Below are 25,314 nucleotides of genomic sequence, written 5' to 3' on the forward strand. Positions count from 1 at the left end.
AAACAATGGCAGCTAGCAGGAACATCTAAAGCTGCTGTCAATGGAAGAAAAGCTAAACAATTTTTCACAATCCAATACAATGTGCCAGTAGATAGCCGTAGAAGTTTTTCCATGTTTGTAATGAAACCATATCGGTACCCGTCTACTATATATTGGAGGCGATGCTGTTGAAGAAAGGTCTGTTACTGCTACTACTGGTACTGCTTGGTGGCTGCCAGTCTAATCCGTTTCAACAAACACATGTGGAGATTGATTGGGTGGATTTTATCAAATGGGATGGGGTTGAATACAATGGCATCCTTGAAGGCGTCCTTGAAGATGAAACCTTTATTGGCCAAAAAGTCGGGGAAGTGAATTTCAAGGTCGCCGACAATGTATCGGACTCAAACTATCGTATTAAAGATGGCGACGCGGCATTTCATGAGAAAGGAACGGCGCTCTACGAGATTAAAGGGCTGCCAGGTTTTCTTGCAGTAAAAGATGAGGGGGCAATAAACGGTTATCGCGTTTATTATGCAAGGGGAGAGGATGATGAGTATAAGTGGCATTTTAAAGATATGCCGATTGATAAGGTGAATAGGATTCAAATTTATCAGTCCTATACAGCTCAAGGAAACTCGCTGGTTAATGAAATAGAAAGCAAGGAAGAAGTTGCAGCCTTCATGAAGCTTTTACTAACAAGCGAAACGAACTCCTCTTTCTCGCCAAATACACAAAATGGCGATCCAACTTATTATGATATCGTTTTGTATACAGGCGAACCAATCGCGCATAAGTACGGTATGGCCTATGACGGAAAAACATATTTTTGGTCGCCCTGGGACACATCAATCCTATCCGATGACATGGAAAAGTATATGAAATAGAAAAGGCATTCGCCGCGCGGCGAATGCCTTTTTCTATGATCTTAACAACCTTAGGCTATTTAAGATAACCAAAATCGTACTTCCTTCATGCCCGATTACGCCATAGGGCAAATCGAGGAGCTGCAGGAAGTTCGAGGATATGAGTACCATAATGACCAGAATGGAGAAAACGATGTTCTGCTTGATGATCCGGTTCATACGGCGCGACAGACGAATTGCTTCGGCAATCTTTGGCAAGTCGTTTTTCATGAGGATTACATCAGCAGTTTCAAGCGCAACATCCGTACCTTCGCCCATCGCAATTCCAACATTCGCCGTTGCAAGCGCAGGTGCGTCGTTAATTCCATCGCCAACCATGGCAACCGTCTGATAACGGCCCATCAAGCCCTTCAGGCGGTCGACCTTTTCCTCCGGAAGGCATTCGGCAAAGTACTCGTCTACGCCGCTTTCACTGGCTATTGCTTTTGCAGTCGTTTCGCTGTCGCCAGTGAGCATGACTGTGTGGACGCCTTCAGCTTCAAGCTTAGCGATTGCAGCCTTCGTCCTGTCGCGGACTACATCCTTCAGCGCAAGCATCCCGGCTGGAACACCGTCAATCGAAATGAACACAAGTGTGTTCCCTGTCGCAGCAAGCCGGCTGGCAGCATTGTCTGCAAAAACGGCCGCCGCTTCTTTGCCAATAAAACTAGCCTTTCCAATTTTCCATACTTCGCCTTGTAATTCAGCAAGTATCCCCCAGCCTGGCTGGTCTTCCATTTTATCAGGTTCTACCAAAGGCTTGGAAATTTCATTTTTTGAAAAAGAAACAATTGCCCGAGCGAGCGGATGGTTGGATTGATTTTCAATCGATGCTAGTTTCCAGAGAAGGTCCTCCCGTGAATAGCCTTCCGCTGCAAGAAAATCGGTTACTTCCGGCTTGCCCTTCGTCAATGTCCCAGTTTTATCAAAAGCGATCGCATCTAGGTTGGCCAGGTTCTCAAGGTGAACGCCGCCTTTAACAAGGATGCCGTTTCGTGCCCCGTTGGAAATTGCCGACAGGGTTGCCGGCATAATTGAAGCGACCAGCGCGCATGGCGAAGCGACAACAAGCAGGACCATCGCCCGGTAGAATGTTTCCTGCCAGCCCCAGCCGAGCAGATAGTGCGGCAGAATCATCATTAACCCGACAGCAATAAGCACGATTTTTACATAGCTGCCTTCAAATTTTTCTATGAACAATTGGGAAGGAGATTTTTCACTCTGAGCGTTTTGGACAAGCTCGATGATTTTTGAAAAAAGTGTATCCGTACTCGCTTTAGATACTTCAACTGTAATTGCTCCAGATAAGTTGACTGTTCCCGCAAACACTTCGTCCCGAAGGCCTTTCTCTACGGGAATTGATTCTCCAGTAATCGCGGCTTGGTCAATGCTTGACTCACCTTTTTGAATGATTCCATCAGCAGGTACGCGTTCTCCAGGCTTGACGAGAATTGCATCGCCGACTTTAAGCTGGGAAACAGGGACTCTGCGTTCTATCCCGTTTGCCACAAGGAGAGCTTCTTCAGGCTGAAGCTCCATCAAAGCCGAAATCTCCTTATGGCTTTTATTCATGGTGTAGGTTTCAAGAGCGCCACTAACGGCGAAAATGAAAATCAGGATTGCTCCTTCTGCCCAGTAGCCAATGATTGCCGAGCCGATTGCCGCGAATACCATTAGCATTTCAACATTTAATTCTTTGTTTTTCATGGTTTCTTCAATGCCTTCCTTAGCCTTGAAGTAGCCTCCGATAACAAACGCTGCAAGATATGCCGCGACACTTGCAGATCCATCGAGCAGCCAGCCTGTTAAAATCAGAATTCCGCTTACTGCAGCGCAAATCAATTCTGCATGGACTGCCATTTTTTCAAAAAGGCTTGGTTCTGATTTCCCATTCGCATTAACCTGTACACGTGCTTCCATTTTCGATTACGCCTCCCTAATTGAGAATAATATTCAACCTCATTAAGCCTATAAAAAGACGAATGCCGCTATTCAAGACTGAATAGCAGCATAAAGCATTTGGTTTCTTATTTAGAATTATTCTATCATAGGAATTATTTTTTGAAAAGCTATAAGCAAGAAATATTATTCTCTTACTATATATATTCACAGTAAATTAAAATTAACCTTTTGCTGGTGATGGTTGTTTGAAAACAACCAGCGTTATAAAGATGATCAATAGGAGGACACTTATCAAATAGAAGAAACTGCCGCCCTCAGTAAATTGGATGGCGAGGCCGCCAAAAAATGGGCCGCTGACACTGCCGAGGCTAAAAAATATCCCGCACATCAGGTTCCCCGCCGGTAGAAGCTGCCTTGGAAGCAAGTCGGCCATATAACTAATCCCGAGAGAGAAGGTTGTTCCGACTGCCATTCCGGCAAGGAAGAATGTTATCAAAAGGCCGATGGCTGAATCATAAAATATACCAGCCGCGATAAAACAGAAAAACCCGGTCAGCATGATCCCCATCAGGACATTTCGCCGTCCGTACTTGTCACTCATCACTCCAAGCGGAAATTGAAAGAGAATACCGCCAATCGAGAATGCTGGCAGGATAATTGAAACAGCCGACACATCGAGCCCATTCCGGAGCGCCAGAACTGGAAAGTTGCCATTCAGTGAAGCTTCAAGGAAACCATATCCTAGTGGAGGCAATAATGACACCCAGGCGATTTTCAGCACCTTGCTGAAGCGTGAGAAGGAACTCTTGTAGGAGCTGCCTACAGTTCCGTCTGAATCTGGAAAATCATTTCGCAGAAGCCACACAAACAGCCAGGAGAGTAACGAAAGTGCCGAAGATATCATGAACGGAAGCGCTTCGTCGATTGTAACCAGCCGTGTCAGGACCGGTCCAGCCGCAAAGCCGATTCCGAAAAATAATCCGTACAATGACACATTCCGGCCGCGGCGATTCTCCGGGGACGCCGCAGTAATCCAGGTTTGGGCACTAAAGTGAAGAAAGTGGTCGCCAATTCCAATTAAGAACCTCAGGAAAAACCAGAACCAGAAGCTTTTCCAGGCGGGGAACAGCGCAAGTGCAACTGCCACGCTAAGCCCCCCGGCAAGCATGACAGGTTTATATCCGAACCTTCTAAGCGGTGCTTCCATAAACGGTGATGCTAGCAGGATGGCAATATATAAAGCCATTGCATTGATACCGTTTGATAAGGACGAAAAGCCGTCTCTTTCTAAAATAATTGCCACAAGTGGGAGCAGCATCCCCTGCGAAAGTCCAGAAATGCCTACCGTACTAACCAGAATCCAAAGATGTGCGCCAGGTGTTTTTTTCATAATGTTAAGACCCCGATTGCTGAAAGATTTCATGTTGATGGTATCTTTTGGAGGGTAGTTTTGCAAGCGGGAAGATAGTATATGGAGGAATCACTGTCTGATGAAACGTTACATAGGAAGGCTCTATGTTACCTTTTGGCGATTGCAGTCTGTTTAAACGTCACATAGGAAGTTTCTAATCATACCATTTTGGCACTGCTTTGCCTGAATCTCGAAATCTCCTTTGAAGAATGAAAATCAACATACAAAATAATCTTTTCTAAAATTAATAATTACGGTATTCTCTATACGATAAAAAAACCAAAAGAGGAAGCGGGTGGAAAAGTGGAGTTCTTTATGAAGGAAGAAGGCTTTTATGGGGATTTGCCTTATGGACGCCTTGATGTCTCTGGCAAGGACGGTGCCGGGCACAGGCCATACCAATTGATGGTTGCCTCAATTGCGGTCTGCAGCGGTGGAGTACTGAGAAAAATTTTAACAAAGAAACGCATTGATATTGAGGATATAAAAATCCAAGCTGAGGTTGACCGAGCAGATGGCGGGACCGGCAAAATTGAACGTATTCACATCCATTATATTATTAGGGGACGGCAGCTTGACGAAATCCAAATACAAAAGGCGGTTGATGTCGCTGCAAAAAACTGCCCGATGGCTCAGTCAGTCGCCGGCAGTATCTCAATCAAGGAAACCTTCGAATTAATATCGTCTTAAATCCACCTCGAATAACGGGAATAAATGACAAAAACGCGGGTAAAGTTATGTGGAAGAAATTTAGATAGAGATTGTGAGGGAACTATTGTGGCTAATAAAATTTTTATGGTTCTTACCTTTGTCGGCGTTCCGCTGTCTGTAATTGGAAGCCTGATGCACTGGCCAAGTACGCTATTATTTGTCATTTACTGCTTAACAATCGTAGCACTCGCCAGCTATATGGGGCGCGCGACTGAGAGTCTTGCCGTTATTGCGGGTCCGAGGATTGGCGGCCTATTGAACGCAACCTTTGGGAACGCGGTCGAGCTGATCATTTCAATTTTCGCATTAAAGGCTGGCCTGACAGGTGTTGTGCTTGCATCACTTACCGGTTCGGTACTAGGGAACCTGCTGCTTGTCGCTGGATTGTCTTTTTTCATTGGTGGAGTTAAGTTCAAGCGCCAGGTTTTCAACGTCCATGATGCACGCCACAACTCAGGGCTGCTTATGTTTGCGGTTGTAGTTGCGTTTGTTATTCCTGAAGTTTTTTCAATGGGAATGAGTGAAAGTAAAACAATTTCATTAAGTATCGGAATTTCTATTATCTTAATTGCACTTTATCTTGCGGCACTATTTTTCAAGCTTGTTACTCACCGCGGGGTTTATCAGAGTGAAAATAACGGGGAACATAGCCACGAAGAACCGGAATGGAGCAAAGGTAAAGCAATGCTTGTCCTCGCGCTTGCAACTATTGCAGTTGCTTATGTGTCAGAAAATCTTGTCCATACCTTCGAGGAGGTCGCCCATTCATTCGGCTGGACCGAACTGTTCATTGGGGTCATCATTGTTGCCATTGTCGGTAATGCGGCCGAGCATGCATCAGCAATCATTTTTGCCTATAAAAACAAAATGGATATTGCTGTGGAAATTGCGATAGGCTCAACCTTACAGATTGCGATGTTCGTTGCACCTGTACTTGTCCTTATATCCCTGTTTTTTGCTGAAACAATGCCACTCGTATTTACACTGCCGGAGCTGGTTGCAATGGTATCCTCAGTTCTGCTGATGATCATCATCTCCAATGATGGCGAATCGAATTGGTTTGAAGGTTTAACATTGCTTGCTGCTTATGTCATTATGGGTATTGGATTTTTCCTCCTATAGTCAGTTTCCAGATGTGTAAAATAAAATAATTTAGATCTTTTAGAGTCCCGCAAACAAGTGTTGGCCTGGTCCTAGAGAAGAGCCCGCAGGATAGAATTAGGAGGGATAAAAAGCCCGGGGGAAACTGTCAATAAGTTCTCCCGGGCTTTTTGTGGGGAGTTCTCGTATAAGGGGAATCAAAGGACTGGCGAAAAATTGTCTGTCTGGCTCTGGTCATCTGCTCTGCTATCGGGTTGAAAGTGGTCTCTTACACAAAAATGACTCCAGGCCTTTGAAAATAGCCAGGAGTCATTTTTTTGCTAAGTATTTTTTTGAGGTCATTGTTTTTGTATTAATCAAGTCGCTTTTATTTGGGAACAATCACCAACCTTTATGCTTAATATGGTAAAATCAATATCAGTCAACATAAATTAGTGATTCCCGCCTCCTTCATATGTGTATTTAGAGCGATTTGATTCAGCCCTCCTTTTGATTAGATAAGGTAAGTATACATTGTTATTTAATTTTTGTAAACATTCTGATAATTATTTTTGAGGGGTAAATTATGGCATTTTTCTACAGGATATCATTTTTCATTATTGGCCTTATAATCCTGACCTTTGGAGTTTCCCTGACAATTGTTGCAGATGTTGGCGCGGGGGCATGGGATGCGCTGAATGTCGGGTTATCGGAGACATTCGGGCTTACTGTAGGAAATTGGGTAATGATTGTTGCTGCTATTTTAATGGTTGTCAATGCGTTTTTACATCAAAAGAAGCCGGAGCTGCTTGCTTTTGTTCTGCTGTTCTCAGTTGGCCCGATGATTGATGTCTGGCTGCTATTTGTTCTGGATGAATGGACACCTGAGAAATTAACGGTGAAAATGATTGGATTCCTTGCAGGGTTGGTCATTATTAGTATTGGTGCGGCCATATATTTGCAGGCAAAATTTCCGTTGCTTCCTATCGATAATTTCATGATGGGCATCAAAAACCGATTTAATATCAGTATCACAATCGCTAAAACAGCCACGGAACTATTGGCTTTAATGCTTGCCTTGCTTGTAGGCGGCCCGATTGGGATTGGAACTTTGATCGTCACGTTTGCGATTGGCCCGATCATTGACCTTTTCTATCCTATATTTGAGCGTATCTTTTTCAAACTGATGGCTAGCAGCGCTTGAACAAATTAGAAAAAACTATTGGTAAAATTATAGGTCCAAAAAAGGGCCGCTCAATTGGATAATATCACCGAACTCCGAAAACACTAAAGGCAAACAAATGCACTTTGTGAAAGGAGTTCTTTTTCTGTGAAAAAATTAGGTGCGCTCATTCTTACAGTTACTTTTGCACTATCACTCATTTCGCCAGCTGCTGCTGAAAAAAGCCAGCCGAAAACAATCATTCCAGAAGGCGCTATGAATATCACAAAAGAAAATACGTACCCGAATCCAAATCAGGATGAACCACTGCTTCAGCCAAGCGAGCTTGCCAAGCGGCTCATCGATACGACCAAAGTTAAAATTGAAAATCCGAACCTGATCCGGATGCTCAATGAAACGAGTATTAATAGTACGCCATTTGCACTGGGTTACAAGGCAATTATTTATCTCGGCCAATGGCCACTCAATTATGAATCAGCCGAAACATCACCAAATTGGGAATTCCAAAAAATTAACACGAACTATTTTGACAATCGCGGCGGTGAAAAGCCGTACCAAATCCATTATGTCCAGGAGTCCCAGAAGGTTATCAAGGGCGGCCTGACAGCAAAAATACCGAACGCCGACGAAGTAAAGAAGATGATGTTAATTAAGGCTTCCAGTAAATCAAAGCTTCCTCTCGCGTTTGAGACTGTAGTCGGTCTAGGAACGAAAAAAGACCAGATCTATAACATTCCAAGAAAGCGTCTTGGCTACTTGTACGCCTATGCCCCAGCCATAAACGAAAAAGGAAAGATAACATATGGCGAAGTATATCTTGTCCTAAAAGGAAACAAGAAATCGATTGTCGTTAAAAATGTTACTTCCCAGGGGATTGGAGCCTGGATCCCGATTCAGGACTACGTTTCCTTCAGTTTCGCATCGAGCGAACGCCCAAGATAAACAACCCCCGCCACGAAGCGGGGTTTTTTTATTGATTTCAATCTGAGAAAAGAGGGAGTAGGGTGAAGTGTAATTTGCATTCTTGATCAACACTTTGCAGTGCCTTACTGCTGTTCAATATTAATGCCAGGTGAGAATTATGTCGAAAAATAGGAATAATTACCCTTGCGAAAAAAGTATCGTACGAAAAACAAGTTGTTTAGCTTTCCTCATATCCGGGAAATACACAAACAGGTCAAACTTTACTAAATAGGATTGAGGAGGAATTGCAATGAACGAGTTTGAAAATCAGTACCAAAACCAGAACCAGAACCTGAACCAGAATCAGTCTTATAACCAGTCTTATAGCTATACGGAAAATGAAAAGAACAGCAAATTGCTGAAAGGGATTGTCATCGGTGGTGTTATCGGGGGAGTTTTGACACTGCTAGACTCTTCAACTCGCTCTAGCCTTAAGGAAACGGCTACAAACCTGAAGGATTCTTCTAAGAGCATGTTTACTGAAGTGAAAAGCAATCCGACAGAAGTAAAGGATCAGATGATGTCCCAATTTCAACAAGCATCCAATGTACTGAAGGAAGCCATTTCGGATGCACAAGCATTATATGATCGGCTGAACGGCGATTTGTTCGGCAAGGTTTCCGAAGTGAAAGATATTTCAAAGGATGCGATTAACACCGTGATGGGTGTTAAAGGTGAAGTGAAAACGATTGGCTCTAAAGTAGCAGAGGCGGGGACAGAGCTGAAGAGTGCTGTTCCGACTAGCGGAACTGGAGGAACGTCTTCAGATACGACATTGAACAGCGCATCTACTTCTGCGATGGCAGGCTCCACTGGCACATACCTTGGTGAAGCGTCTGGCTCGTTAACTGGGACAAGCCCTACTTCAAGCTTTGAAACTGGCACAACTTCGGACTTAACAAGCGGATCTTCCTACGGAGATAGCGACACAACTACAGACTACGGAATGGGCAACACCTCCGGTTCCGTTGGGGATGTAGTCGGCGGCGATGCTAATGCGAACTCTGATGGTTCAGGCGGTCTTGGCTATAACAACGAAGATGGCACACACACAACTGGCGGCCAGGAGACTCCCTACCATGATGAAGATGAGAAGAAGAACTATTAATTGATTGAAGACAACCAGCGGGAAATAATCCGCTGGTTTTTTAATGGCAAAAGAAAGTTTGAATGAGAAATCTTTAAAGGGTACTCTAATCATCTATCCGGGCATTTTTTCGCACAGGATGAATCAAATATTATCCTGTCTGAAGAGCTGAAAATCATTCGCCAGATGGTAATATTTTCATCAATACAGGGCCCTGTCAAACTCGTCCAGTTTCAAGAAAAACACCCCTGGGTACTAGTTCTTTATAAGTGTTTTTTGAAAGGGGTAGTCATATTGCCACGTTCTAATAGATGTTTACCAGAAAGAGAAACAGCAAAAGGAAAATATGGGATGGTCGCTACGGCCCATCCGCTTGCCACCAAGATTGGCGCGGATATATTGAAAAATGGCGGGAATGCGATAGATGCAGCAGTGGCCATCCAGTTTGCCCTGAATGTTGGTGAACCGTCGAATACAGGGGTCGGAGGATCCGGATTCTTTATGGTCTACCACAAAGACACTGGAACAACCAAGATATTTGACGGACATTCGGAAGCTCCCGCAGCTGCACATCCTGAAATGTTCCTCGATGAAAATGGAGAAATCATTGAGTTCAAAAAACGATCTACACATGCAACAGCAGTTGGAATACCCGGAATATTAAAAGCAATGGACGCTGCGCTAAAGGAATATGGAACAAAGCAGCTTTCAGAACTTGTTGAACCAGCCGCCAAGGCTTGCGAAGAAGGAATTCCGATGAACTGGGTCCATATGGATATGCTCGACAAGTTCAATTACCGGCTTGGGAATGAGGCAAGGAAGCTTTATTTTTCAGAAGGCCTCGAGGAAGGACATATCCTCAAGAAACCCCACCTTGCAAGAACATTCCGCTTGATCGGGGAAGAAGGGGTTGAAGCATTTTATGAAGGTGAAATTGCTGAGGCAATTGTGAACACTATTCGGGACCATGGAGGGTTCATGACTCTTGATGATTTGAAAAAATACACGCACACCGTGGACGAGCCGGTCCGGGGAAGCTACCGTGGGTATGATATTGCATCAGCAAGCCCGCCCACAGCAGGGGGGCCGAGCCTGCTTTATATCTTAAGCCTGCTAGAGAATTTTGATTTAAAATCTTATGGTCTAAAATCCTGGGAAAAATACTACTTGTTCGCAGAAATCATGCGGCTAGCCTTTTCTGATAAAGTTGCCTATATGGGAGATCCTCGAAGCACGGATATTCCATTAAAAGGGCTTTCCGATGAACGATACCTTGCCGAACGGCTTGCCCAGATCAACTTTGAATTTCGTAACCCAGATATTGACTTCGGAAACCCGTGGAAATTTGAAGGAAAAGAAGGGCGACCAGTAGTCAGGCAGCCAGCAGACGCTGAGCAAAGCGAGACAACTCATTTTACAGTTGCCGACGTTTTCGGTAACATTGTTGCTTGTACCTCCACTGTAGAGCATCCATTTGGGACAGGCATCCTAGTGCCTGGTTATGGATTTTTCTTGAACAATGAGCTGACTGACTTCGATCCGCTCCCAGGAGGAGTCAACGAACCTGGACCAGGAAAACGGCCGGTGAGTTGCAAATCCCCGACCATCCTGTTTAAGGACGGTAAGCCAGTATTAACTCTAGGTTCACCTGGAGGTCCGACAATTATTGCTTCAGTGTTCCAGACGATTGTAAACATTGTTGATTTTGGAATGAGCCTTAAAGATGCCATTGAGGAACCACGAATATTTTGTGCCCCTGGCCAGCTTATTTCCTGGGAGCAAGGGATCGATATGGTCGCAAAAGGAAAACTTGAATCGATGAACTTCGAATTTGGAGAGGAACCGCATGTTATCGGTAATGTCCAGGCAATTCAGTTAGACCATGAAAACGATGAGATGTATGGAGCAGCCGATTCGAGCAGGGAAGGCTCCGCTGCCGCGATTGATTTTTTGCCCAAAGTGGAATAATACAACTGGACGAACCGTTCCCATTTCGGTAGGATGATAACGAGACGAAAGGAGCGAACCACTTGGGCAAAGATATAACTGATAAGGATACACAAGTAATTTTCCTTAAGCAGAGGCTGAACATGTTCATGGATTTGCTGGATGCCATCGAACCAGAAGAGACCGATGTTGACGACATCGACCGCCTGCTTGAAATTATTGATGAAATCGAATTGAAAGTACGCGAATTTAATAACCGCGACATATAAGCCCCGCAATGTGCGGGGTTTTTCTTTAGTACTATGACATAATAGAAGCTAATGGGTAAAAAATAATTACCAGTAGGTCAATTTTTGGAAAAGGGATGGGTTGCAAATGACAGACGAACAAGCAAAGCGTGAAAAGAGAAAAGATGAACACATTAGGCTTGCCCTGTCAGATGAACCCCCTCGGGAATCGCATTTTGACCAGCTGTATTTTGTTCATAATTCCCTTACACATATAGGCGTTGAGGATGTGGACTTGAAGGTTATTTTCCCAAACTTTATGCTCCATACACCGTTTTACATTAATGCCATGACTGGTGGCAGTTCACGGTCTGGCTCGATAAATCAGGCGCTTGCTGAAGTAGCTAAAGCAACTGGAATGGCAATGGCTGTCGGTTCCCAGCATGCGGGCTTAAAAAATGATCAATTGGCGGAAACGTATGAAATCGTCCGCAAGGTAAACCCGAAAGGCATTATTTTTGCTAATGTTGGGGCGGATGTTACGCTTGATCTGGCCCTGAAAGCCGTTGAAATGCTCGATGCCAATGCGCTTCAGATTCATTTGAATGCTCCACAGGAACTTGTTATGCCAGAAGGCGGACGGGATTTTACCAACTGGCTAGAAAATATCGAACAAATCAATTCCCGAGTTGGCGTACCCGTCATCGTTAAAGAAGTCGGGTTTGGCATGAGCCGGGAAACGCTTCATTTATTGCATGGGATGGGTATCATGTATGTGGACGTCAGCGGACGGGGTGGAACTAATTTTATTGGAATAGAAAACAAACGAAGAGAAAAACAGGAGTACGTCTACCTCGAAAATTGGGGACAAACAACGCCTGTTTCCTTATTGGAAGCTCAGGACTTTGTGGACCGTATGATGGTATTTGCCTCTGGAGGAATCCGAAATCCCCTTGATGCGGTGAAATGTTTGTCGCTCGGAGCGAGTGCGGTTGGCGTGGCGAGTCCAGTCCTTAGGATAGTACTGGAAGAAGGAATTGAGCGGACAATTGAAGAAATGCAGCAATGGCAAGACCAAGTTAAAACCATTTGTACGATGCTTGGCGCTCGAAACCTGGTTGAATTGAAACAATGTCCACTCGTGATCACCAAAGAAGTACGTGAATGGTGCGATGCAAGAGGGATTGATATACGGAGATATTCGAATAGGAAATAAACGTGAACAGCCTCGCCAGATTTGGCGGGGTTTTTTGTTGCGTAGAATGAGGGGTGTGCTGTTAGGAAGACCTGGTTTTTCAGGGTGGAATGGAGTTTGTCCTGTAAAATTGAAAATGTGTCCTGTATCTTTTGGGAAATGTCCCGTATTTTTCGGGAAATGTCCTGTGTTTCGAAAAATCTGTCCTGCATATTTCAAAATGTGTCCTGAATCCAAGGAGCTGAAAAATGGTACTATCTTTTTTAAGGTTGCTCTGTTGGATGTACTCAGTTTATTGGGTTGGAATGGAGTTTGTCTGTAAAATTGAAAATGTGTCCTGTATCTTCTGGGAAATGTCCCGCATTTTTCGGGAAATGTCCTGTATTTCGAAAAATCTGTCCTGCATATTTCAAAATGTGTCCTGAATCCAAGGAGCTGAAAAATGGTACTAACTTTTTTAAGGTTGCTCTGTTGGATGTACTCAGTTTATTGGGTGGAATGGAGTTTGTCCTGTAAAATTGAAAATGTGTCCTGTATCTTTTGGGAAATGTCCCGTATTTTTCGGGAAATGTCCTGTGTTTCGAAAAATCTGTCCTGCATTTTTCAAAACCTGTCCAGAACACAAATCTGTTCAGAAAATGTTCTTATTTTCGAAGAGGAACCAAGCCAATTTAGAAGAATTTCCTCAAAAAGGAGATGATAAGTGAATGAACTTAAAAGCAAGAAGCAAACCTGTTCACCTGCTAAAACTTGAGGCACTGTATCCTAGGCTGCCGGACCTGCATCCAAGCAAATCCACGATAGAAGCAGACATTGCAAAACGAAGTGCCGGGTATAAAGGAGAGTGAGAGACAGACTATTATACTAATCAATTGGATCGCAATAAGTATTTCACTCTTCACGACATCAGGCTTCCACTTGGTGAGTATTTCTTTCAAACTGATTCCCTGATTTTATCAAAAAATGTTCACTTCATAGTTGGAGTCAAGAACATTGCCGGTGAAGTAAAATTTGATGGTTTTAATCAGATGATCCGGACTTATAATGACCAAAGTGAAGGCATGCAAAATCCTCTCTCACAGGCTTTCCTCCATCAACAACAACTCCAAAAATGGCTTCAACCGTATAACGTTCCGCCAATCCCAATTGAGTATGTTGTTGTGTTTAGCAACCCTAGAACTATCCTCACTATTCAAGGAGGGATTACCCTAGCCCTGAAGAAAATTTGCCACGCACCTAACCTATTGATGAAGCTCCAAGAACTGGAATACAAGCACCCTCAGCCTAAGGCTACAAGTGAGGAAATCGCAGAAATAGGACATCTGATCCGAAAAAGCCATGTGCCGCTAACTCCGAACATTCTTGATAACTATAAATTGAAGGAAAAAGATGTACCAACAGGGGTCCTTTGTGTAGAGTGCCGTCATCTGCCAATGGTCAGAAAGTATGGTTACTGGCAATGCCCTATTTGCAACACCACTTCAAAAGATGCTCATATCGGGGCACTCTACGCATACTTCCTCCTCATAAAACCGTTTATCTCAGTCTCCGAGTTCGCGGAGTTCGCACACATTCCCTCAATAAAAACAGCCTATAGGCTTTTGTCAGCACTCCAACTCCATACAAGCGGGATTGGAAAATCTACAGTCTACCATGCTCCCGATTCCTTATTTAGCAATCAATAACACCTCATTCCGGAACGTTCCAGCTTCTTTTTCACCTGGCCAACAGAAAATCAATAATACTTTAATCCCCCACGATTCAGGAGTATAATGAACAAGGATGGAATTGTTTCAAAATTCATACTAGACTGGTTCAGGAACAAGGGGGAGCAGACAAGTGAACATAGAAAAGTTTCAAGAAAGCATGTACAAGCTGATTGTGGAAACATCGACGAACTTGCCTAAGGATGTCCGCAGGGCAATTCAGGGTGCGGCCGAAAGAGAGAACGCGGGTACCCGTTCAGCAATGAGCCTCGCGACAATCACCAACAATATTCATATGGCTGACCAGCAGGTATCACCTATCTGCCAGGATACAGGTCTGCCTACTTTTAAAATCAAGACGCCGGTTGGCGTGAACCAAATCCAGTTAAAAGCTGCAATCCACGAAGCGCTTGCACTGGCAACTAAGGATGGGAAAATGCGTCCGAATTCGGTTGATTCCTTAACGGGCAAAAACAGTGGAGACAACCTTGGTGGCGGCACGCCTGTTATTAAGTTTGAACAATGGGAAAAAGATTATATTGATGTCCGCCTTATCTTAAAGGGTGGCGGTTGTGAAAATAAAAATATCCAGTACAGCCTTCCGTGTGAATTGGAAGGACTTGGCCGCGCTGGCCGCGATCTTGACGGAATCCGCAAATGCATCATGCATTCCGTCTATCAGGCACAGGGACAGGGCTGTTCAGCTGGTTTCATTGGAGTCGGCATTGGCGGTGACCGCTCATCAGGTTATGACCTTGCGAAGGAACAGCTTTTCCGTTCCAATGACGATGTGAATCCAATTGAAGAGCTTCGCCAGCTTGAAGAATATGTTGTCGAAAATTCAAATAAACTTGGAATCGGAACAATGGGCTTTGGCGGCGAAACAACGCTTCTAGGCTGTAAAATTGGCGTCATGAACCGGATTCCTGCGAGCTTCTTTGTTTCTGTCGCTTATAACTGTTGGGCATTCCGGCGCCTTGGCGTTACTGTTCATCCAGAAACAGGTGAAATCGTCGACTGGATGTACCAGGAAGGCGAAAAAATCGACTTCAGCAAGGAGCATGAGCTTGCTGCTGCGGAATCAGCAGCAGCTGTTGAAGCACCAAACGTTATCACTCTCCAGGCGCCAATTACAGAAGAGCAGATTCGCAGCTTGAAGGTTGGCGACGTTGTCCAAATCAACGGAATGATGTATACCGGGCGTGACGCCATTCATAAATACTTATCAGAAAATGACTCTCCTGTTGATTTGAACGGGCAGGTTATTTACCACTGCGGTCCGGTCATGCTGAAGGACGCGGAAGGCAACTGGCATGTGAAAGCTGCTGGCCCGACTACCAGCATCCGCGAGGAACCTTATCAAGGGGACATCATGAAACGCTTTGGCATCCGAGCAGTCATTGGAAAAGGCGGAATGGGCCCGAAAACTCTTGCAGCATTGCAGGAACACGGTGGAGTTTACTTGAACGCAATCGGAGGAGCTGCTCAGTATTATGCAGATTGCATCAAGTCTGTTGAGGGTGTTGACCTTATGCAATTCGGTATTCCAGAAGCAATGTGGCACTTGAAGGTTGAAGGCTTTACAGCGGTAGTCACCATGGATGCTCATGGTAACAGCCTCCACGCTGATGTTGATAAATCTTCTTTAGAAAAATTGGCACAGTTCAAGGAGCCGGTATTTAAATAAAATGGCAGAGATGCGGAATCTTAAGGAATCCGCATCTTTTTCTTTTTGAAAAAAATTGATGAAATTCCCCGGGAAATGTAACACGTGAAACATTTTCATAGGTCATTTCGACATAAACTTTACAGGAATTACAGGTAAGAGCATATATTGCCATCACTACAAACGAGGATGAATTCAAACACTAAGAAAAATTGGGTTTGGAGGAATCCGTATTATGAAAAAATTGTACATGCTTTTAATTGCTATCTGCCTCCTGCTTGCCTTGATACCGGGAATGGCCTTTGGGGAAACCTCTAGTGCATCTTTCGGCTGGGGTTTTAAGCGGGGTAAAAATGAAATTCCGGCAGATGCCGGTTGGCAATATGAAACCATCCTCGAAAAGAACGGAGCTTTTTACAAAGGCAGCCCCGAAAAAAAGGTTATTTACCTGACCTTCGACAATGGCTATGAAAACGGCTATACTACCCAGGTTCTTGATGTTTTGAAAAAGCATAAAGTTCCTGCGGCATTTTTTGTAACTGGCCATTATATTGACAGCGCACCGGAATGGATAGAAAGAATGGTTAAAGAAGGGCATATTGTCGGCAATCACTCATGGGGACACCCGGACTTCACAAAAATTCCGGATGCTCAAATTAAAGAGGAGCTTGAGAAAGTTCGTGCAGCATATGAAGAACTGACTGGAAAAAAGAAGATGAAATACGTTCGCCCGCCGCGCGGAACATTTAGTGACAGGTCGATTGCTGCTAGCAAGGAAGCTGGCTATACACATGTGTTCTGGTCACTCGCATACGTTGATTGGAACGTTAATCAGCAGCGGGGTGCGCAATATGCATACGATAACATCATGAGGCAAATTCATCCTGGTGCGGTCATCCTGCTACATTCAGTATCGAAGGATAATGCAGACGCGCTCGAGAAAGTAATTGTGGACTTGAAAGCCAAGGGTTATTCGTTTGAAAGTCTTGAACACTTGGCGAAAGATAAGGCAAAGAAGTAACAAAAAAGCCGGGTTCCATGTGTGCTGGAATCCGGCTTTTCCTATGGGTTAAAGAGGAAAAGCTAATTTAAAAACGAGGCAATACCAAGGATGATAATCAGCAAACCAGCAATCTTATTGACTAATCCTAGATGCGGGGTAATGCTCTTTCGAAACAGACTTACCATTATACTTAAAAATACCCACCAGGCAGCTGTTCCAATTGCCACTCCTGTTATCAATGAAAGGGCAATACCTTGAGAGCCTGTGCTTTCCTCAATCCCAAGTCCGGCAAACATTGCAGTGAAATTTAGGATCGTGACAGGGTTTGTGATCATCAGCAGAAATGTCGAAGCATACATACTCTTAAGGGTTTCTCCTGGGAGGTTAGCTGCTTGTCCAGCCGGCTTTTTAAAAAAGGTCTTCATACCAAGATAGAGCAGGAAGGCCGTTCCGACTAAACGCAGCACTGCCTGCTGATCAAGCAAAAATGCCGAGACGGCAGATATGCCAAGCGCGGCGATGCTAGCATATACCATATTTGCAGTAACCGCACCCAACCCTGTGCTTATTCCCGCCGCTTTTCCCTTTGCCAGAGTGCGCTGTATGCAGAGCAAGCCAATTGGGCCAACTGGTGCCGAAACTGAAAAACCAAGCAAAATGCTCTTTAGAAGCAACATACAAAAAATCCTTTCAAATTAACCTACTGATAACATTAACAAAATCTGTATTCTTAAAGCAATTTCCGTGACGAATTCCATCCAACGTCGCAAATAGTCCAACTTTTAAAAAGATATACTGGTTAATTCAGTGGGGTCAATATTATGATTAAATTAGTAGAACGAATAAGGAAGTTCAGTCTTTTTTTAGAAAAGGAGTGCTTTTATGCGGACATTCGGACAACTGGTTGGCTCCATCGAGACGATACCGAGAAAGCAGTCGACATTACTAATCGGTGTTGATGGCTGCGGCGGTGCTGGAAAAAGCTCACTTGCCAATAAGTTAAAAGAATTAAAACCTAACGTTACAGTCGTTCATATGGATGACTTTTATTTGCCGTCTTCGCAAATCATCAAGTTACCCCCAAAAGCAAAGCCGATTGGTGCTGATGTTGATTGGGGTAGGGTTCTAAAGCAGGTACTCGAACCACTATCCAAAAACCAGGAGGGGAACTATCAGCGATATGATTGGGAGAAAGATACCCTTGCAGAGTGGCATGCAGTTCCGATAGGAGGAATTGTCATTGTTGAAGGAGTTTATTCCACCCGGAGAGAACTGGCTAGCTTTTATGATTACACTATTTGGGTTGACAGTCCAAGAAAAATCCGTCTTGAGCGCGGCCTTGAACGGGATGGGGAAGCTGCCAGGGACAGATGGGTTAACGACTGGATGGTTGCAGAGGATATATATGTTGAAGAGCATACCCCATCGGAAAGAGCCGACCTGGTAATCTTAGGAATAAGTTAGGAAAAGCTAGGGGGCCTTATGGCCACCTAGCAATTCTGTTTACTTTATGTATATTGGTAAGGTATGTTCCTCGATTAATTCAAGATTTTTCTTGTCCTTAGAATAAGCAAGGATATGCTTTTTCATATTAGGATATAGAACAATATCCCCTAATTCCGAAAGTTTGACCCATTTAACTGCCGTTTGATTTGGATCGGGATGGGCGGGCATCATCGCAATTGAGCCTTCTTGGATTCTGCATTCGAACACCAATCCCAAAGAGTGCACCTCTCCGTATCTATTCCTATTAAGATGTGGGACATATTCATACACAAATGCCATTGGGCCAACCTCCACATCAACTGAAGCTTCTTCCTTCGCTTCCCGCCGGACCGCTTCGATTACTGATTCACCGGGTTCGACTCCGCCAGCCGGAAGATTGTAATGAATCCCCTTTTCATCATTAAATTCAACTAAAAGGATAGACTCATTTTCTAAAATCAATGCTCCTGCTCTGACGCGAATGTGATAGGTCATTCCATAATCCTCTCCCCTTAGCTGATTAAGTCAAATACCTTCTGATACCCAAAAGGCAGAAGGGACGAGACCGCCACCCCAATTATGAATGAAAGTAGCCCGGCAGTAACATACCTCCGCAGCGAAATTTCCTTCCTGCCATATGCGATACCCAATACCTTTACAATTGAATACGCCGTATAATAAACGATAAACGCTGAAAATATGCTGGCAACTATGACAGGCATTCTCAGACCTCCGATTTCAATTTAATGCTGTAAAGCCTCATCGGCATTGTGCTCGAAAATTCATTTTCAAAATATACTATAAGTTTATAGTACAAACGTGTTGCTAGTCACCTTGGAATTCTTCTAGACTGCAAATTTGTGCATGAAATGTCGGGAGAACCATTCTGATATTTGTTATTCTGAATTTGAAAGGAGGAGTGTTCTTGGATTCTTTAAAAAGGCTGAATGAAGCCCTTGCATATATTGAAGCCAATTTGTCCAATGAGATTGACTTAAAGAAGATTGCCAGAATCGCGCTTTGCTCGGAGTACCATTTCCAACGGGTATTTTCTTTTCTGGCAGGAGTGCCGCTCGCCGAGTATATCCGGCGTCGCAGGCTCAGCTTAGCTGCTTCGGAGATCACTACAGGTGACGATAGGATTATTGATATTGCTAACAAGTATGGATATAAATCACCAGATTCTTTTACAAGAGCCTTCCAGGCATTGCATGGTATCACTCCATCAGAGGTGCGAAATGGGAGCGGACCGCTTAAAGCCTATCCGCGAATGTTCTTTCAATTAACCGTTCAGGGAGGAAGCGAAATGAATTATAGGATTGTTAAAAAAGACCCGTTTAAGATTGCCGGTCTGACTAAAAGAGTCCCGATTATTTTCGAGGGGGTAAATCCGGAAATCGCATCTATGTGGGCCAGTCTTACACCAGAGCTGATCACCGAGCTAAAAAGTCTTTCCAATACAGAGCCAACAGGCATGATTAGTGCGTCGGTAAATTTTTCTGAGGGGCGCTTTGAGGAAAAAGGAGAGCTTGACCACTATATTGGTGTTGCGACTACCGAAACCGTCCCAGGGCAGCTTGCCCAGCTTGATGTTCCGGCAATGACATGGGCCGTTTTTGAAGCAGTGGGGCCTTTTCCTGAAACGTTGCAGACTGTGTGGGGAAAAATTTATTCCGAATGGCTTCCGTCCTCGAACTATGAGCTTATTGAAGGTCCTGAAATCCTCTGGAACGAAAGTAAGGATACAAGTTCGCCGAGGTATAGGAGTGAAATTTGGATCCCAGTTGCACCAAAGAAACAATAACCCTTTGCCCTGAATCTTCAGGGCAATTTTTTATTGCTTACATTATCCCGCATTAACATGCAGCCCACCCTGTTGCCCAAAGAAGAACCCAACTCAGGGTTCTAAGATTACCGAAAATATAGGTGGGGATTAACAGTATGAAAAGCCCAATTGCTTGTGGTTCAACTTTAAAAATATTGATCAGCCTTAGTGGGGTGAGAAGTAACGCTATAGATTGCACCATCACTTTATGCCATCACAGGAAAACATGCTATAATACGGGAAACTAACCTAAAGGGGAAACCAGTGTGTGGCAGGAAACGATTGTAATAGAAGGCCCTTATAATTTTGACAGAGTCCTCGACCGGCTTTCAATGGACCCACTCAATGCGCTTGACCTTGAAAAAAGGACAATCAAGGTACCGATAAAATTGGACAGCGAAGCTTTTACCGCAAAAGTAACAGCAACTGGAACGACCGAGGAGCCAAGCTTCTTAATTGAAGCAGAATACGGAGACAAAGAACGGATTATCAAGCGGCTTGGCGAGGTGTTCCAGTGGGAGGTCCCTTTAAAGGATATTCACGAGCATTTTGGAAAAACTGATCTCACTATCATTTTTGAAGAACATGTCGGTACACCACTGATTCTTGACTTCGACCCGTTTGGCTGCCTGCTGAAATGCATTATCCATCAGCAGCTTAATATGGCGTTTGCGATTAAGCTTACGGAAAGGTTTGTGAAAAAGTACGGTTTTGAAAAAGATGGAGCCTGGTTCTATCCGGACCCTGAAACGGTTGCTGCATTGACAGTCGAGGAACTACGCGAGCTGCAGTTTAGCGGCCGGAAAGCAGAATACGTAATTGATATTGCCAAAGCCGTAACTGAAGGCGGGCTGGATTTGGAAGAACTCAAGCACGAGGATGAACAGGCCATTTTTGACAGGCTGATTAAAATCCGGGGCATTGGCGCATGGACCATCCAGAACTTCCTTTTGTTCGGGCTCGGCCGGCAGAACCTGTTCCCAATGGCCGACATCGGAATCCAAAACGCCTTGAAAAAACTGTACAACCTGGAAAAGAAACCAACCATTGAAGAAATGGAAAAATACAAAACAGGCTGGGAACCCTACCTCAGCTACGCCTCCCTATATCTTTGGAGAAGCATTGAATAATAACGGCAGAGCGGGGATTCTTGTCTGCCAAATAGTAGAACGAAAAGAGTGAGCATCATGAAACAAGATCAAGCAATTAAGATAAAAGAGAAACAGGAATTCCCTCTTACAATCAAGCGGCTGGGCATCAATGGCGAGGGCGTCGGCTATTTCAAAAGGCAGGTAGTCTTCGTTCCCGGCGCGCTTCCAGGAGAAGAAGTCGTCGTTGAGGCAACCAAAATTAATCCGAAGTTTGCAGAAGCGCGGATTAAAAAGATCCGTAAGAAGTCACCGCACCGGGTTGCACCGCCATGCCCTGTCTATGAACAATGCGGAGGCTGTCAGCTCCAGCATCTCAAGTATGAGCAGCAGCTTGTTGAAAAACGAGACATTGTCCTTCAGTCACTAGAACGACACACAAAGCTGAATCTTGTTGAAATCGACGTCCGCCCAATGATCGGCATGGAAGACCCATGGGCTTACCGGAATAAAAGCAGCTTCCAGGTAGGTGTCCAAAAAGGAAAAGTGCTAGCGGGCTTATACGGCTTAAATTCGCATAAGCTTATCAACATCGAGCAATGCGCGGTCCAACATGGGGCGACAACCGACGCTACGTTGAAGGTAAGGCAAATCCTTCAGGACCTGCACATTCCTATCTATAATGAAAAAACCCGAAAAGGGATTGTCCGGACCATCGTTACGCGCGTTGGCATCCAATCGAATGAACTGCAGGTTGTCTTGATTACAACACAGCGGGATCTACCAAAAAAGGAATTGCTGATTAAGGAAATTACAAAGAGACTGCCTGGCGTGAAGTCAATCGTCCAGAACATCAACGGCGAAAGGACCTCATTGATTTTTGGAAAAGAAACCTCCACTCTTGCAGGAAGTGACTTTATACAGGAAACGTTGGGGGACTTGCAGTTTGAACTGTCAGCCAGGACCTTCTTCCAGTTGAATCCGATCCAGACGATTAAGCTTTATGACGAGGTGAAAGCAGCCGCCCAACTGACAGGAACAGAGAAAGTCGTCGACGCCTATTGTGGAGTTGGCACAATCGGGCTCTGGGTTGCAAACCAGGCAGGCGAAATCAGGGGAATGGACATCATCCCCGAATCCATCGAAGACGCCAAGAAAAACGCCGCCCGCCACGGCATTAAACATTCAACGTATGTGACAGGCAAAGCAGAGGACTGGCTGCCGAAATGGACAAAGGAAGGCTGGAGGCCGGATGTCGTCATCGTCGACCCGCCGAGGACCGGTCTTGATGGAAGCCTATTGCAAACCTTGCTCAAAGTAAAGCCAAAGAAAATCGTCTATGTATCCTGCAATCCATCCACATTGGCAAGAGATATACAGACATTGAGCAGTAATTATAATGTAGAGTACATTCAACCCGTAGATATGTTCCCGCAGACGGCACATGTTGAAGCAATTGTGAAATTACAGTTGAAATAGTAAGAGCCTGTCACTCCGGAGTATATAGCCGAAAAAATCGGCAAAGTCGGGTAGTGACAGGTTTTTTATTCGAAAACTTAAAACTTGAGGAACTATGACCCTGCCATGTAAATCCCCTTTTCTATTTGAAAGAGGTTTTCTTTGTTAAAATGGTATAGCTTTTACGGAATTTCTGATCAGTGATGATGATATCGGGATAACATTTTTGCTTATTTGCAATGATTATATAAACGATTAAGAGTGAGAAATTTTCGAAAAGGCTTCAGCAACTCATAAAGTAGCACACAAACTAAACGCATGAATTTCGCTAACCGCATATGCTTTACCGGCTTTTGGACAAAAAAGCAGGAGTGCTACTATTATTATATACATGTATAATCGCGCTCTTTTTCTATAACTGTTTGCTGGTATAAGTTTCATGATTATTGTACCTTCAGTTGTTTAGAAGTTCTTTTTTACTGAAGTTCCACTTTAGAGGCAGGTGAAGAAATGAACTGGTCAGTAATTATTCGCTGGTAGTTCAATTGCCTGTGAATTGTTATTGAAAAATAGTAATTAAGAGAATACTTTTTTAATTTTTAATTATCTTATTGACTTTTGGGTTATTACTCTTTATTCTTCTTTTATAGCTAAATAATTTTATTATCTTATCCAGAGAGGTGGAGGGACTTGGCCCTTTGAAACCTCGGCAGCGGGTTTTGTTAATACCGTGCCAAATCCAACAGGCAGAAATGCTTGAAAGATAAGGTGAGAACTTACTTCAATGAATTAACCTCTCATCTTGTTTTATTTAACGAGATGGGAGGTTTTATTGTGTTCTAGGTAGTTAATTTTTTTAATTTTAAATCTCAGTAAAAAGATAAGAAAAGAGGGAATAGAGAATGAAAAAAAGTTATTTATTAATTTTACTAGGGTTGGTATTGATTTTAGGAGCATGTGGCAGCAAGGAAAGCTCTTCATCAGGCTCGGCAAAAAAAGAACAGAACTCATGGGAAAGAATTAAAGAAAGTGGAAAGATTGTTGTTGGGACAGAAGGGCTCTACTATCCGGTTACATACTTTGATGAAAAGACAAAAGAATTGACTGGTTCGGACGTTGAAATCGTAAAGGAATTAGGTAAACGCCTTGGTTTGGAAGTAGAATTTAAGACTATGGAATTCGATGGACTTTTACCAAGTTTACGTTCCGGTAAGATTGATTTGGCTGCCAATGACTTTACCGTTACTGATGAAAGAAAGGAAAAGTTCGATTTTACGATTCCTTATAAGTACTCGTACGGTTCAGCGATTGTCAGGGAAGATGACAATTCCATACAAAAGGTTGAAGACTTGAAAGGCATAAAGGTTGGAGGTTCATTAACAAGTAACTATTCAAAGTTTGCTGAAGCACAGGGAGCAGAAGTAGTAGCCTATACCGGTTCGGATTCCGTACTTCCCGATATCGTGAACGGGCGTGTGGATGCGATGCTGAATGACTATCTTGTCCTGATTCAGACATTGGAACAGTACAATAAGCCTGGTTTAAAGTTGGTGGAAGGATTAAAGTTCGAACCAAGCACTGGTGCATTTGTCATTCAAAAGGATAGCCCTGAGTTAAAGGAAAAGTTGGATGAAGAGCTTCAAAAAATGATTGATGATGGTACGGTTGGCGAAATTTCAAAGAAGTTCTTCAAAGCAGATACCTCGAAAAAAGTTGATATTGAAGGACTGTAAATTTAATAACGCCCAAAAAAGGAACTTTTTTGGTTCCTTTTTTGCCGTTATAGAAAAATAAAGAGGGAGGGGTTATCGTGGAAGACTTCAAATGGGAATATGTATTTAATATTGAATTGGTTATTGATTCACTTCCCTTTATATTAGAAGGCGCCGGTTTTACACTGCTGATTTCCGCTTTGGGAATGGTGTTTGGCCTGTTTTTGGGCTTAATTATTTCTTTGTTTAGGATGTCTAAAAATTTCGTAACTCGTTCGGCTGCAAGGGTGTATATATCCTTTATGCGTGGCACTCCACTTCTGGCAATCTTATTCATTTTATTTTTTGGACTTCCACTGGTGGGGATAGAATTAGCGGCGATTACTGCTGCTGTTATCGGAATTAGTATCCATTTCGCTGCTTATATAGCCGAAGTCATTCGTTCAGCTATTTCTTCTGTGCCAAAAGGTCAATGGGAGGCAGCCGAAACATTGAGAATGTCTTATGCTCAGGTTATGTGGAGAATAATCTTGCCCCAGGCGACAAGAATAGCGCTTCCTCCTTTGGCCAGTACTTTTATGGATATTATAAAAGGAACTTCCTTGGCCATGGTTATTACTGTGCCGGAAATGTTTTACCGGGCGAAAGTCATCTCTGGGCAAACATATGAAAGCTTGACCATGTACATATTGATTGCGCTTATTTATTGGGGAATTTGTTCAGTCATTACGGTGTTTCAAGATTACCTCGAAAAGAAATTTAATAAATATTTAGTGTGAAG

General features: G+C 43.7%; 23 protein-coding genes, 1 pseudogene and 1 riboswitch. Of the genes and pseudogenes, 19 read left to right on the forward strand and 5 right to left on the reverse strand.

Annotated features, from left to right (window positions below; genetic code table 11):
- Positions 1-167: 167 nt before the first annotated feature.
- Positions 168-866, forward strand: coding sequence for a hypothetical protein (locus TY16_RS08155; RefSeq protein WP_043931356.1), 699 nt, complete (start codon positions 168-170; stop codon positions 864-866).
- Positions 867-899: 33 nt separating this feature from the next.
- On the opposite strand, the gene TY16_RS08160 is transcribed toward TY16_RS08155, so the two are convergent.
- Both TY16_RS08160 and TY16_RS08165 read right to left on the reverse strand, forming a co-directional pair.
- A complete protein-coding gene (locus tag TY16_RS08160) occupies positions 900-2,804 on the reverse strand; it encodes a heavy metal translocating P-type ATPase (protein WP_043931357.1) in 1,905 nt (634 codons plus the stop codon).
- Between the two features lie 202 nt (positions 2,805-3,006).
- A complete protein-coding gene (locus TY16_RS08165; protein ID WP_231505583.1) occupies positions 3,007-4,176 on the reverse strand; it encodes an MFS transporter in 1,170 nt (389 codons plus the stop codon).
- Positions 4,177-4,500: 324 nt separating this feature from the next.
- Here TY16_RS08165 and TY16_RS08170 point away from each other — a divergent pair, with 324 nt between their 5' ends.
- From TY16_RS08170 to pdaA, 12 genes and pseudogenes are all read left to right on the forward strand, one after another.
- Positions 4,501-4,887 (forward strand): OsmC family protein, encoded by a 387-nt coding sequence (locus TY16_RS08170; protein ID WP_043931359.1) that lies wholly within the window; start codon positions 4,501-4,503, stop codon positions 4,885-4,887.
- 87 nt (positions 4,888-4,974) lie between these two features.
- Positions 4,975-6,030, forward strand: coding sequence for a calcium/proton exchanger (gene cax / locus TY16_RS08175; protein WP_043931361.1), 1,056 nt, complete (start codon positions 4,975-4,977; stop codon positions 6,028-6,030).
- Between the two features lie 544 nt (positions 6,031-6,574).
- Positions 6,575-7,192 (forward strand): YczE/YyaS/YitT family protein, encoded by a 618-nt coding sequence (locus TY16_RS08180; RefSeq protein ID WP_043931362.1) that lies wholly within the window; start codon positions 6,575-6,577, stop codon positions 7,190-7,192.
- Positions 7,193-7,318: 126 nt separating this feature from the next.
- A complete protein-coding gene (locus TY16_RS08185) occupies positions 7,319-8,113 on the forward strand; it encodes a YfkD famly protein (protein ID WP_043931363.1) in 795 nt (264 codons plus the stop codon).
- 271 nt (positions 8,114-8,384) lie between these two features.
- A complete protein-coding gene (locus TY16_RS25145) occupies positions 8,385-9,242 on the forward strand; it encodes a hypothetical protein (protein ID WP_052342651.1) in 858 nt (285 codons plus the stop codon).
- 273 nt (positions 9,243-9,515) lie between these two features.
- Positions 9,516-11,189 carry a gamma-glutamyltransferase gene (ggt, locus tag TY16_RS08195; RefSeq protein WP_231505584.1) on the forward strand — a complete coding sequence of 558 codons (1,674 nt, stop codon included), beginning with the start codon at positions 9,516-9,518 and terminating at the stop codon, positions 11,187-11,189.
- A 62-nt stretch (positions 11,190-11,251) separates the two neighbouring features.
- Positions 11,252-11,437, forward strand: a complete 186-nt coding sequence (locus TY16_RS08200; RefSeq protein ID WP_043931367.1) for an SE1561 family protein — start codon at positions 11,252-11,254, stop codon at positions 11,435-11,437.
- A 106-nt stretch (positions 11,438-11,543) separates the two neighbouring features.
- Positions 11,544-12,611: a type 2 isopentenyl-diphosphate Delta-isomerase gene (fni, locus tag TY16_RS08205; RefSeq protein ID WP_043931368.1), complete on the forward strand. Its 1,068-nt coding sequence runs from the start codon at positions 11,544-11,546 to the stop codon at positions 12,609-12,611.
- Between the two features lie 686 nt (positions 12,612-13,297).
- Positions 13,298-13,438: a hypothetical protein gene (locus TY16_RS26120; protein WP_155922192.1), complete on the forward strand. Its 141-nt coding sequence runs from the start codon at positions 13,298-13,300 to the stop codon at positions 13,436-13,438.
- Positions 13,439-13,456: 18 nt separating this feature from the next.
- Positions 13,457-14,275 (forward strand): annotated as a pseudogene (locus TY16_RS08210) (nuclease-related domain-containing protein); the annotation flags it as partial.
- A gap of 154 nt (positions 14,276-14,429) precedes the next feature.
- Complete coding sequence (locus TY16_RS08215; protein WP_043931369.1) at positions 14,430-15,983, forward strand: fumarate hydratase; 1,554 nt, start codon at positions 14,430-14,432, stop codon at positions 15,981-15,983.
- Between the two features lie 214 nt (positions 15,984-16,197).
- Positions 16,198-16,983 carry a delta-lactam-biosynthetic de-N-acetylase gene (gene pdaA, locus TY16_RS08220; RefSeq protein WP_043931371.1) on the forward strand — a complete coding sequence of 262 codons (786 nt, stop codon included), beginning with the start codon at positions 16,198-16,200 and terminating at the stop codon, positions 16,981-16,983.
- Between the two features lie 62 nt (positions 16,984-17,045).
- Here the strand turns inward: pdaA and TY16_RS08225 are convergent, their stop codons facing one another.
- The gene (locus TY16_RS08225; protein ID WP_043931372.1) at positions 17,046-17,642 is read right to left on the reverse strand and encodes a LysE family translocator; all 597 of its coding nucleotides are present in this window, start codon (positions 17,640-17,642) and stop codon (positions 17,046-17,048) included.
- Positions 17,643-17,847: 205 nt separating this feature from the next.
- Here TY16_RS08225 and TY16_RS08230 point away from each other — a divergent pair, with 205 nt between their 5' ends.
- Positions 17,848-18,429 (forward strand): uridine kinase family protein, encoded by a 582-nt coding sequence (locus TY16_RS08230; RefSeq protein WP_043931373.1) that lies wholly within the window; start codon positions 17,848-17,850, stop codon positions 18,427-18,429.
- 39 nt (positions 18,430-18,468) lie between these two features.
- Here the strand turns inward: TY16_RS08230 and TY16_RS08235 are convergent, their stop codons facing one another.
- Positions 18,469-18,945: an NUDIX domain-containing protein gene (locus TY16_RS08235; protein ID WP_043931374.1), complete on the reverse strand. Its 477-nt coding sequence runs from the start codon at positions 18,943-18,945 to the stop codon at positions 18,469-18,471.
- A 17-nt stretch (positions 18,946-18,962) separates the two neighbouring features.
- Positions 18,963-19,172, reverse strand: a complete 210-nt coding sequence (locus TY16_RS08240) for a hypothetical protein (RefSeq protein ID WP_043931376.1) — start codon at positions 19,170-19,172, stop codon at positions 18,963-18,965.
- Positions 19,173-19,375: 203 nt separating this feature from the next.
- Here TY16_RS08240 and TY16_RS08245 point away from each other — a divergent pair, with 203 nt between their 5' ends.
- The 5 genes from TY16_RS08245 to TY16_RS08265 all read left to right on the forward strand — a co-directional run bounded on the left by TY16_RS08245 (position 19,376) and on the right by TY16_RS08265 (position 25,312).
- A complete protein-coding gene (locus TY16_RS08245) occupies positions 19,376-20,254 on the forward strand; it encodes an AraC family transcriptional regulator (protein ID WP_043931378.1) in 879 nt (292 codons plus the stop codon).
- 287 nt (positions 20,255-20,541) lie between these two features.
- Positions 20,542-21,405, forward strand: coding sequence for a DNA-3-methyladenine glycosylase family protein (locus TY16_RS08250; protein WP_043931379.1), 864 nt, complete (start codon positions 20,542-20,544; stop codon positions 21,403-21,405).
- Between the two features lie 57 nt (positions 21,406-21,462).
- Complete coding sequence (rlmD, locus tag TY16_RS08255; protein ID WP_043931381.1) at positions 21,463-22,842, forward strand: 23S rRNA (uracil(1939)-C(5))-methyltransferase RlmD; 1,380 nt, start codon at positions 21,463-21,465, stop codon at positions 22,840-22,842.
- Between the two features lie 644 nt (positions 22,843-23,486).
- Positions 23,487-23,591, forward strand: a riboswitch (SAM riboswitch).
- A 132-nt stretch (positions 23,592-23,723) separates the two neighbouring features.
- Complete coding sequence (locus tag TY16_RS08260; protein ID WP_043931383.1) at positions 23,724-24,554, forward strand: transporter substrate-binding domain-containing protein; 831 nt, start codon at positions 23,724-23,726, stop codon at positions 24,552-24,554.
- A 74-nt stretch (positions 24,555-24,628) separates the two neighbouring features.
- Positions 24,629-25,312, forward strand: coding sequence for an amino acid ABC transporter permease (locus TY16_RS08265; protein ID WP_043931384.1), 684 nt, complete (start codon positions 24,629-24,631; stop codon positions 25,310-25,312).
- The last annotated feature ends 2 nt before the right edge of the window (positions 25,313-25,314 follow it).

The organism is Bacillus sp. EB01 (assembly GCF_000613125.1).
Lineage (GTDB): Bacteria > Bacillota > Bacilli > Bacillales > Cytobacillaceae > Bacillus_D.